The organism is Bacteroides sp. (genome assembly GCF_052357945.1).
GTDB lineage: Bacteria > Bacteroidota > Bacteroidia > Bacteroidales > Bacteroidaceae > Bacteroides.
In genome coordinates, this window is record NZ_DAWCXD010000148.1 from 1 (window position 1) to 11,553 (window position 11,553).

Here is an 11,553-nt window from a genome sequence, read left to right on the forward strand (position 1 = left end):
TAATGCTCCCCTATCGCAGTCTGTGGTCGAATACCAAATTTGCTTTTGAAGTGTTAGACCTGCAAGCCGGAGATAAGATCGTATCCATGCTCCCTATGGCACACATGTACGGACTGGCTTTCGAATTCCTTTATGAGTTCTCCGTGGGTTGCCACATCTACTTCCTTACTCGCATGCCGAGTCCGAAAATCATTTTCCAGGCTTTCGAAGAGGTGAAACCTAATCTGATTGTTGCCGTACCGCTTATCATCGAAAAAATCATCAAGAAGAGCGTACTTCCGAAACTGGAAACTCCTGCAATGAAGATCTTACTAAAAGTACCTATCATCAATGACAAGATAAAAGCAACGGTACGCGAAGAAATGATTAAAGCATTTGGCGGAAACTTCAAAGCTGTTATTGTAGGAGGTGCTGCTTTCAATCAGGAAGTAGAACAGTTCTTGAAAATGATTGATTTCCCTTATACAGTAGGATATGGAATGACGGAATGTGGTCCGATTATCTGTTACGAAGATTGGAGAAGATTCAAACCGGGTTCATGCGGAAAAGCTGTACCACGTATGGATGTGAAAGTGTTGTCATCTGATCCCGAGAACATTGTTGGCGAAATCGTATGTAAGGGTCCGAATGTGATGTTGGGATATTACAAAAACGAAGAAGCCACCCAGGAAGTTATCGACAAAGACGGATGGCTGCATACAGGTGACCTGGCTTTGATGGATGCTGAAGGAAATGTTACGATCAAAGGACGCAGCAAGAACCTGTTATTGAGTGCTAGCGGACAGAATATCTACCCGGAAGAAATTGAAGATAAATTGAACAACCTGCCATACGTGGCTGAAAGTATTATCGTTCAGCAAAACGAAAAACTTGTCGGACTTGTTTATCCTGATTTTGACGACGCTTTCGCTCATGGTTTGAAGAATGAAGACATCGAGCAAATAATGGAAGAAAACCGTGTGGCACTGAATGATACGCTACCGGCTTACAGCCAAATATCCAAGATGAAAATCTATCCGGAAGAATTCGAAAAGACACCGAAGAAGAGTATCAAACGTTATTTATACCAGGAAGCAAAAGGCTAATATAAAGTTAGCTGCATAGAGATATTACTTAAACCGAAAAGAGAAAGGAATGAAGATAAAGAAAACAATATTCACGGCAGCTATACTAATGGCTGCCGTTTGTTTACCGGCACAGAACAAGAGTGCAGGTATTAATATATCTATCTGGAAAGATATTTGTACGCAACCGCATGACAGTACACAGACGACTTATGTGAACATCGGTCTCCTGTCTACAATGAATCGCTTGAACGGTGGGGGTATCAATGCATTGGGAAGTGTGGTACATGGTGACATGAACGGAGTACAGATCACCGGATTAGCCAATCTGGCAGGTGGAACAATGAGGGGTGTCCAGCTAGCCGGTATCAGTAATATCAGCGGCAACAACACCGTAGGGCTTTCTGCTGCCGGACTAGTAAATATCACTGGCGACAGAACACAAGGAGTAATCATATCCGGTTTAACCAGTATCGGAGGAGATAATACCTCGGGGTTAATGATTAGCGGTTTCATGAATGTGACGGGCAATATGGCTTCGGGGCTACACTTTTCCGGAGCGGCAAATATTACAGGGCAGAGTTTCGGCGGCTTGATGGCTTCCGGACTTTTGAATGTAGTAGGCGAACACATGAACGGCTTGCAGATGGCAGGAATTGCCAATATAACCGCATCGAAACTGAATGGGGTGCAAATAGCATTATGTAATTATGCAACGCAGGCCCGCGGGCTTCAAATTGGCCTTGTCAATTATTACAAGGAAGATATGAAGGGATTCCAACTCGGATTGGTTAATGCGAATCCTGATACAAGAGTGCAAATGATGGTGTATGGTGGAAATGCTACGCCTGCCAATATAGGTGTACGCTTCAAGAACCAATTGTTTTATACCATTCTGGGAATCGGCTCCATGTATCAGGGATTGAATGATAAGTTTTCGGCAAGTGCATCCTATCGTGCTGGCTTGTCCTTCACTCTTTACAAAGGCTTATCCATCAGCGGAGACCTTGGCTACCAGCATATCGAGGCTTTCGATAACAAAGACGAGGTGATTCCGAAACGTTTATATGCATTGCAGGCACGTGCCAATCTGGAATATCAATTTACCAGGAAGTTCGGTATCTTTGCAACAGGCGGTTATGGGCTAACCAGATTCTATAATAAATCAAGCAATTACGATAAAGGAGCGATTATAGAAGCAGGCATTGTTCTTTTCTAAATAAAATTACAATGAACGTTGAGATGAACATAACTACAATTAGAGAATACCAGCCAACAGATAAGAATGCTGTAATAGATTTAATCAGACAGAACACGCCTGCATATTTTGCACCGAAAGAAGAAGCTGATTTTAGCAACTATCTGGATAGCGAACGTGAACTTTATTTTGTTCTATTACTCAACAAGAAGGTTGTAGGCTGTGGCGGAATAAATTTTACAAAGGATAAAGCCAGCGGAAAAATAAGTTGGGATATCATACATCCCCAGTACCAAGGCAAATCGTTAGGAGCACAATTATTAAAATATAGAATTGAAATATTAAAGTCCATTGATGGTATTCAAAAAATAACCGTTAGAACTTCACAATTAGCCTATAAATTCTACGAAAAGCAAGGATTCACACTGAAAGAAATCCAAAGAGACTATTGGGCCAAAGGCTTTGATATGTATAGTATGGAATATAACGGGCATTAATAATAAAAGTGCAATTCAATATTAATAATGAATTGCACTTTTCCTTATGTATCAAGTAAATAAAGACACTATATTTTAAGCATTACTAAAACTATCAAATGATAAATGATGGTTTTAAGCCCTTATCATTTCAATCTATCACACTTTTTCTTTTATCAGACCAGTACGATAAGCAACAAGCAGTTTCTTCAAATCCTGTATTTGAGTCACTAGTTCTTTTCCCTTATCGGTATCTTTCACCATCATTCGTTGCGAATTAAATTCGAGAACGAAGTTGGTCGATTTGATATCAAGCCCCTCTTCAATGGCTTTCTGACGAGACTGGAACGGTTCGTGCTGTACGAGTTGCATACCATGAGAATGATAAACAAGCGTATATCCCGCAATTCCCGTTTCCGGCTGATAAGCTTTTGAAAAACCACCATCAATAACGAAAAGCTTGCCATTGGCTTTCATAGGTTGTTCTCCCTGAATCGTCTTCACAGGCACATGACCGTTGATTATATGCGAATGAGGCCCTGAAGCTCCAAACTCTGTCAAAATCTGGTCACAAATATCTTCCCGGTTACGCAATGTGTAATAATAGCCTTTCTTTTCTTTATGTAACTCTTTATCTTCTACAAAATAGCGCTCAAAAGTCGCCATCTTATCTTTATCGAACAAAGGAGCTTCCGGACCACACCACATATACCAGATATAATCCATAGCAAATTCCTTATCCTCCTCTCCTTCTTCATCGAAATAAGCGGTACGGATCAATTGATCGGCTTTATCCAGCAATTTATGTCCCCAGTATTCCTTACCACGTATTTTGACATGTTTAAAGCTGCCATCCTCATTCAGAGGAACAGAAGCATGATAAAGAAGATTCGAGTTTGAAACCAGATACATACCGCCATAGGTAAACAGACAACGCATGTGCTTCTTCAATTTCTCACTATTCATAAATGAATAATGAATCTTTTCTACCAATTCGCGTTCTTCTTCAGTCAGTCGGTAAGGATCTGCCGGGTCTACAGTCGGGAAGTTGGTATCACGCAAAGCATATTCTTTTCCTTCATATACAAAGACGCCGCGTTCAAAATCAATCTTCTCCAGAAGTTTACGATTAGCCATTCCGAATTCCGGACGGCGGTCGATGATTTCAGCTTCCAGCTTAAACTGGATAATGGTAATGGCTTTATGCATTTGAGTAATCAAACGCAAAGTCTTCTCATTATAATGAGCATCGGCAAAGTTCATTTTCGGCATGAAGATTGCGCAAGGATCATCGGCATACGTATCCATTGCAAAAGTAGCCAATGGAAGCAAATTGATTCCGTATCCGTCTTCAAGTGTACCCAGATTACCATAGCGCATGGACATACGTATCACGTTAGCGATACAACTATCATTACCGGAAGCTGCTCCCATCCAAAGAATATCATGATTTCCCCATTGAATATCGAAGTTGTGGTAATTACACAATGTATCCATAATGATATGTGCACCGGGACCACGGTCGTAAATATCACCTACGATATGAAGAGAATCAATAGTCAAGCGCTGAATCAGATTACACATAGCGATAATGAAATCATCGGCACGCTTCGTAGTGATTATTGTGCTGATAATTACATTAATATAAGCATGCTTATTCGGTTCGATAGACGATTCGTGCAATAACTCCTGAATGATATAAGAGAATTCGGCAGGTAGTGATTTACGAACCTTCGAACGGGTATATTTGGAAGACACGTTCTGACAGACTTTCACCAGTTGGTTCAGCGTAATCAGATACCAATCATCCAGATCCTTTTCACGGGTCTTCACCAATTGGAGTTTCTCTTCGGGATAGTAAATCAACGTGCAGATTTCTTTCTTTTCAGCTTCACGAAGAGTGTTGCCGAATATTTCATTTACTTTACGTTTTACCGCACCGGAAGCATTTTTCAGTACATGCTGAAAAGCTTCATATTCTCCATGAATATCAGTCAGGAAATGTTCTGTCCCTTTAGGTAGATTTAAGATAGCCTCTAGGTTGATTATTTCCGTACTGGCATCGGCAATGGTAGGAAAACTTCGGGAAAGCAGTTGCAGGTAACGGAGATCACTCACAATGCTTTCAGGAGTTATGTTACTTTGAGCAGTCATTCTATTTACTATTTTACTATTTACAATTTATTAATTGGCAACTTATTATTAGTTGACAACTTACCATTTAGTAACTCAAAAAAGGAATTTATTAATTCCTCTCCTTTTATTGTCACAAATTTATCTATTTTAAACGATTCCTGATTAAGAAATGACTACTTTTTATTTACAAATCCATCATTTCTCAATCTTCAATTCTCAATTCTCAATTTAACAAGAACATTAACAACACTTGAGCGATAATTACCCGCAGGAACATACACAGCGGATAAACAGTCGCGTAGGCTACGGATGGGTTGTCGCCGGGAATTGTATCGTTTACATAGTTCAGTGCCATCGGATTTGCCATACTTCCGCACAACATACCAGATACAGTGCCGAAATCAATCTTCATCATCTTGAAAGCCACAACCCCCACCAGTACGGTTGGAATAATAGTCAATCCGGCTCCTAAAGCGATCCATAACAAACCTTCCGGACGGAATACGGTGTCGAAAAAATGAGCTCCGGCATCCAGTCCCAGACAAGCAAGGTACATGGAAAGTCCTAAGGCACGCAGCATCAGATTCGCGCTACGGGTGGTATAAGTAATCATGTGTATCCGCGGTCCAAAAGTTCCCAGAAGGATACCAACGATAATCGGTCCACCCGCTAATCCCAGCTTCACAGGAGTACTGACACCCGGAAAAGAGAAAGGAATCGCCCCCAATGCCAAACCGAGTACGATGCCGATAAACACAACAACCAGATTGGGTTCTTTCAAACTTTTTACAGCATTTCCAAGTACTTTCTCCACATTCTGAATAGCAGCAGCCTCTCCCACTACCGTCAGACGGTCTCCTAATTGAAGTACCAATCCCGGAGTAGCAAGCAACTGCACACCCGACCGATAAACACGGCTGATGTTAATCCCATAATGATTTCTCAACCGGAGTGAACCGAGTTTCTTACCATTCAGTTCGGGGCGGGTAACGACAATACGTTGAGAAATCAATTCACTATCAATCGCATTCCAGTCAATGTCCTCTTTATTCCAATCCGTATTTTCCTGTTCACCAAAAAGCACGGTCAAGGCCAAAGCATCTTTCTCCGCAGTTACCACCAGCAAACGGTCACCTTCCTTCAATATCTTGTCAGAAGTCGGAATACTTACATGTCCGTCACGCCATAAGCGGGAGATGACAAACTTCGGGTAACTCATGCGAGCTATATCCTTGATGCTTTTATTGAAAATAGCAGGATTGTGTACTTGAAACGCTGCAATGTAGGTTTTGTTCGCATCGTCTTTCTCTTTTATCTCCAAGTCTTCTTTGCGAACCAGCACTTTGCGAATTAATAAAACGGCAAGGATTACACCAACTACCCCCATCGGATAGGCTACCGCACATCCTAAAGCAGGAGTACTGCTGTCCATTCCCATCTGTTTCAATGTTTGTTGTGCGGCTCCCAACGCCGGAGTATTCGTCGTTGCTCCACAAAGGATACCAACCATATCAGGAAGAGAGACACCTGTCGCATAACTGGCCACCACCGTCAACAACGTTCCCAACAGAACAACTCCTAATGCCAGCATATTCAGTGTTACCCCTCCTTTGCGGAAAGAGCTAAAGAAACCGGGACCGACTTGCAAACCGAGAGAATAAACGAAAATGACCAGTCCGAAACTTTCTGCGTAGTTCAACATCTGCGGATCGACCGAAAGCCCGAGATGGCCGGCGAGGATGCCTGCAAAAAAAACAAAAGTGACTCCCAGGGAAACTCCCCAGAAATGCACTCTTCCCAAGCCCAGACCAATGGCAGAAATCAATGAAAGTACCACAACAGCCTGTAAGGCAGAATGTTCGAGAAATAGACTATATAACCACTCCATGTATATAAAAACTAATAGGGCGCAAAGATAAAAACTATTTAGTCCGGTTCAAAACTTTTAAGCTTTCATTTCGCGCCCTATTTATACCCTGAATCATATATCCTGAAATCTTATTGATTACCCTTTTACTTCGTTACCTATTATTTTGTTCCTAATAACTATCCTATTTCTATCTTAACTATCTTATCCTTCTCTTTTCACCTGCATCTTGTTATCCATCAAACGATTTTTCCCCTCTGTTTCTTTCCGTTTTATCTTTCATCATTTCCCCTGAAACTCTACAAAGTTATTTCGTCCGTCCAAATAACCGCTTAGCCTGTTTCCACCGATGTACACATCATCCAGATATGAAACATCATTCGGTCCGTATGACATACGAATGGAAGTCTGCGCATAATTCTCCCAGCTCCAACGGAAATTATATTCATACTGCTCTACTGCTCCGTTAGGATATTCCACCCGTATATAGTCAATTCCCGTACGATCTAAAAAGAAATCCAGTTCCTGACGACAATAGTTACCGTCCATGTCCCGGTAGAAACTAACCCAGGTACGGCTACACAAATCAGCCGAACGATTATAGTACCCTGCACCATTATTATCATCATCATAGAAACTGTCTATTTCCACTTCGCAAGAGGTAAAACTTACCATCAATATAGCCATCAAAGCCAAACCGAAGTATTTAAATGTGTTCGTTTTCATATTCCTTTATTTTTAACGGTTCTCTAATTATTATCTATCATTTATCTTTCGATAGAACAAAAGTAGAGAATGAATTTTCCTTATGAAACTGAAAACTCCTACTTATCGGGAGGAAATTGCCTAAATCTAGGGGTAAATCTCCCCAATGAAGTCTATTTCAAAGAATTCTTGTATCTTTGCCTCCTGCTAACAACACATGAAATCATCTGTCGCATGAAGTCAATCAAATCCCATATCACCCAACTGCTGAAATCCCTCAATGAGGGAGTATTCGAAAAAGAACATACCATCGCACTCTCCCTATTATCTGCCATGGCAGGTGAAAGTATCTTTCTATTGGGCCCTCCGGGAGTAGCCAAGAGCTTAGTGGCGCGCAGGCTCAAACTGGCTTTTAAAGATGCGGATGCTTTTGAATATCTGATGTCTCGTTTCAGTACACCGGATGAAATATTCGGCCCCGTCTCCATCTCAAAATTGAAAGATGAAGATACATACGAACGTATTACAAAAGGATACTTGCCGACAGCATCGATTGTCTTCCTGGATGAAATATGGAAAGCCGGTCCTGCTATCCAAAATTCTCTTTTGACAGTAATCAATGAAAAGATATATCGCAACGGACAATTTACGGTGCGTGTTCCTCTGAAAGCACTGATTGCCGCGTCCAACGAACTACCCGCAAAAGGTGAAGGACTGGAAGCCTTATACGACCGTTTCCTGATCCGCCAGTTTGTCGGATGCATTGAACAGGAATATGCTTTCGACCAGATGATTTCTTCTACACGGGAAGTAGAACCTGAAATCCCGGCAAAACTCCAGGTAGACGATGAATTATACAATCAAATACAAGCTGAAAGTGAGAAAGTAGGTATCCACTATACCATCTTCGAGCTGATTCACAATATCAAACGAGAAATCGAGCAATATAATACAGGGCGGGATGAAAACACCCCTCCGATCTATATATCCGACCGCCGTTGGAAAAAAATAGTAGGTCTGCTCCGCACCTCGGCCTATCTGAACGAATCTCCGGGAATTCACTTCTCCGACTGCTTGCTGATGAGTGCCTGTCTGTGGGATGAAGTTTCGCAGCTCCCCATCATCGAAAACATAGTGGAACAGTCGATTGCACGGGGAATCAATACATATTTATTGGGAGAAAAACGACTGGAACAGAAACTGGATACATTGAAAGAAAACATGAAGTCCGAACACAGCCTACGGGAACTTAGCGATCCGGGAATCCAGGTCGTAGATACCTTCTATCATCGCATAGAAGATTACCATATTGCCGGAAATTTACTCATCTTTGCTTCGGATTACCAGTCTTTGAGGAAAGACAGCAACCGGTTGTTTTATATCCAACAGGATAAATTCCGTCCGGTCAACAAAATCCTGAAAGCCTACGATTTCGTAAAGAACAGAAATATCGCACAAAAGAATATTTATTCCCTCCGAAAAGGGAAACGATCCGTTTTCGTCAACAATCAGGAGTATCCACTACTATGTTATGATAATTGCGAACCTTTGCCAGCACAGCAGGACGGCAGTACTCCGTTCGAATTTACATTGCAGGAAGTGATAGATTTACTTCATCAAATGGAGGTAGAATATAAAACAATCTCCGAGCGGGAAACAGCATATACAAAGGAACATCTTTTCTTAAGCTCATCGCAAAAAAGCAAAATTAAGCGAATCTTAGGGGAAACTGCACATATCATAGAGAACTACCGGAACGAACTTCGCATCATCGCTCATGCCCATGAACAAGAGAACAGAGAGTATTAGGCTCAAACACCTGCAAGACATTTATTACGAAAAATTGCAGGGAATAGCCTATGATGTGTACGACGAACAACTACACAATCTGATTATCCGTCCCGAAGAACTGGATGCGGACATTCACCTGTATTTTCGTCACACACAACCCTCCCTGCAAGATTTCTACTCCCGTTATGCATCACAATGGGAATACTTTCATGAAATGAATGAAGCATCGGACGCAAAGTTTCTTCAATTCCTGAAAAACAGCGCATACCCCTTCTCCATGAAATATCACCTGGTAGACCTCAACGTAAAATACTATCTCCAACGTTTTGATGCAATCAGCCCACGTTCCAAAGAATGGAAAGCGCTACGGACTCTCTTTTTCGACAAGTGGCATACGCTACTCTCGAACAATAAGTTCAACTATCAGATGGAACATATCGAGCAACTCTGTGAGGATTTCTACCGTATTCAACTGGCATTAGCCAAAAATCTTCCGGTACGCGGTGGCTCACGCCTCGTCTGGCTACTTCGCAATCATAAACAGATAGCGGAACAGATTTTAGAATACGAAGAAACGATCAAACGAAATCCCGTTATCCGCGAACTGGTAGAAATCTTAGGCAAAAAACACCAAAGTAGCCGGAAACGTTTCAAAATGACCGCAGGTATTCACCGGGAACAAATTATATCTCATGCCACCCGAAGTGATATTGCAGGCATTTGTGAAGGAAACGATTTGAATAGTCTTCTCCCTCTGGAATATTGTTATCTGGCGGAAAAGAACCTGCAACCCATATTTTTCGAGCGTTTCATAGAGAAGAGACTACAAGTCATCGATTATCAATCGCACGAGAAACAAACCATCAATGATAAGAAAACAGTAGGAAATGAAGTTTCCGAAGAAGCTGAAGGCCCTTTCATCGTTTGCCTGGACACTTCCGGTTCTATGGCAGGCGAACGGGAAAGAATCGCGAAATCTACTCTACTTGCCATTGCCGAATTGACAGAAGTACAACATCGGAAATGTTACGTCATCCTCTTCTCCGATGATATCGAGTGTATTGAAATAACCGATTTAGGGAGTAGTTTCGATCGCCTTGTCGATTTTCTAAGCCAATCTTTTCATGGTGGCACAGATATGGAACCAGTCATCACACATGCTTTGCGAAAGATCAGCGAAGAAGGATATATGGAAGCAGACATCATCACCGTATCGGATTTTGAGATGCGTCCAGTCGATAAACTGCTATCCCAGTCCATAGAACATGCAAAAGCAAAACAGACAAAGATGTATGCCATTTCTTTAGGAGGCAAAAGTGCCGAGACCAGTTATCTGAAATTATGTGATAAATATTGGGAATATAGTGTTCAAAACGCTGAAAGTCTTAATAAAAATAGAATTGAAGAATCAAATATTTAATCAATGTTATAAAACATCTCTTTTTTCTTGTTTTATTTGCAAATTCGACAGAAGTCCGTATATTTGTACTGTGTTTTTCATAGTATTAGATTTAAGGTTAACAAAAGATTGGCTGTCTGGGATAGATAGCCTTTTTTTATGTCCTTTTCTCACGTCAAATATACCGTCACTATCCCATCCGGATGTTTACCCTATCCCATGAAGATACCGTCACTATAATAAGCGGATAGCGTCAATATGTTTCAAGTTCCCATTCCATCGATAAAAATTAAAAGCTTTCGAAAAAAATTTCTTCCGTTTAACATTTGAAACATAGCAGGTTATCTCATTTCACAAAAAACAGGTAAAAAAAATCTTGCTAAAAGATTTGCGTAGTCCAAAAGTTCCCCCTATATTTGCACCGCATTTGAGAGAGAATGCGGGTTCAAGGAAGTTTGGGTGAGTGGCTGAAACCACCAGTTTGCTAAACTGACGTACGGGTAACCGTACCGGGGGTTCGAATCCCCCAGCTTCCGCACCAAATCTCAACTTTAAGATGACAAGGGAAGAGCCGAGTTTATTGCTTGGCTCTTTTTTGAATCTAATTTTCAGTCGGTGGGTTCGTCTAACGGTTAGGACACATGCCTCTCACGCATGTAATACGAGTTCGATTCTCGTACCCACTACTATCTGATTATCAGCCTCTTACTAGCAAGTAAGAGGCTTTTTTATTGCCCTATATCTATATCAAAGTATCGTTTTTAGGCGTTATAAAGAAGTATTTTCAAAAGAAAAATGCAAATTTAATGCAAATATTCATCTTGAATTATTATCGTGCTATCCCATTAATGTACCTACCTATAAAGAAAAAGAGGAAATGCAGTTTAACTACATTTCCTCTTTTTCTTTATAGATCT

8 protein-coding genes and 2 tRNA genes are annotated in these 11,553 nt (G+C 41.2%); 7 read left to right on the forward strand and 3 right to left on the reverse strand.

All coding sequences use genetic code 11. The annotated features are described in order from the left end of the window. The 3 genes from ACT8YW_RS19130 to ACT8YW_RS19140 form a co-directional block, all read left to right on the forward strand. The coding region (locus ACT8YW_RS19130) for an AMP-binding protein (RefSeq protein WP_149994138.1) at positions 1-1,085 on the forward strand (1,085 nt) is incomplete at its 5' end. 49 nt (positions 1,086-1,134) lie between these two features. Next, a complete protein-coding gene (locus ACT8YW_RS19135; protein ID WP_444106817.1) occupies positions 1,135-2,283 on the forward strand; it encodes an LA_2272 family surface repeat-containing protein in 1,149 nt (382 codons plus the stop codon). Positions 2,284-2,294: 11 nt separating this feature from the next. Beyond that, positions 2,295-2,759 carry a GNAT family N-acetyltransferase gene (locus ACT8YW_RS19140; RefSeq protein ID WP_004306375.1) on the forward strand — a complete coding sequence of 155 codons (465 nt, stop codon included), beginning with the start codon at positions 2,295-2,297 and terminating at the stop codon, positions 2,757-2,759. 138 nt (positions 2,760-2,897) lie between these two features. On the opposite strand, the gene ACT8YW_RS19145 is transcribed toward ACT8YW_RS19140, so the two are convergent. The 3 genes from ACT8YW_RS19145 to ACT8YW_RS19155 form a co-directional block, all read right to left on the reverse strand. Beyond that, entirely contained in the window at positions 2,898-4,892 is a 1,995-nt protein-coding gene (locus ACT8YW_RS19145) for a fructose-1,6-bisphosphatase (protein WP_444106818.1), read from the reverse strand. Positions 4,893-5,097: 205 nt separating this feature from the next. Next, the gene (locus tag ACT8YW_RS19150) at positions 5,098-6,762 is read right to left on the reverse strand and encodes a putative transporter (RefSeq protein WP_008999316.1); all 1,665 of its coding nucleotides are present in this window, start codon (positions 6,760-6,762) and stop codon (positions 5,098-5,100) included. A 261-nt stretch (positions 6,763-7,023) separates the two neighbouring features. Further along, positions 7,024-7,467, reverse strand: coding sequence for a hypothetical protein (locus ACT8YW_RS19155; protein WP_008647198.1), 444 nt, complete (start codon positions 7,465-7,467; stop codon positions 7,024-7,026). A gap of 213 nt (positions 7,468-7,680) precedes the next feature. On the opposite strand from ACT8YW_RS19155, the gene ACT8YW_RS19160 reads away from it, so the two are divergent. From ACT8YW_RS19160 to ACT8YW_RS19175, 4 genes are all read left to right on the forward strand, one after another. Further along, the gene (locus ACT8YW_RS19160) at positions 7,681-9,255 is read left to right on the forward strand and encodes an AAA family ATPase (protein ID WP_444106819.1); all 1,575 of its coding nucleotides are present in this window, start codon (positions 7,681-7,683) and stop codon (positions 9,253-9,255) included. Next, complete coding sequence (locus ACT8YW_RS19165; RefSeq protein WP_444106820.1) at positions 9,230-10,657, forward strand: VWA domain-containing protein; 1,428 nt, start codon at positions 9,230-9,232, stop codon at positions 10,655-10,657. The genes ACT8YW_RS19160 and ACT8YW_RS19165 overlap by 26 nt, the downstream gene beginning before the upstream one ends. A 428-nt stretch (positions 10,658-11,085) precedes the next feature. Further along, positions 11,086-11,172: transfer RNA gene (locus tag ACT8YW_RS19170), tRNA-Ser, on the forward strand. A gap of 78 nt (positions 11,173-11,250) precedes the next feature. After that, positions 11,251-11,322 (forward strand) — tRNA-Glu (locus tag ACT8YW_RS19175). Positions 11,323-11,553: the final 231 nt, after the last annotated feature.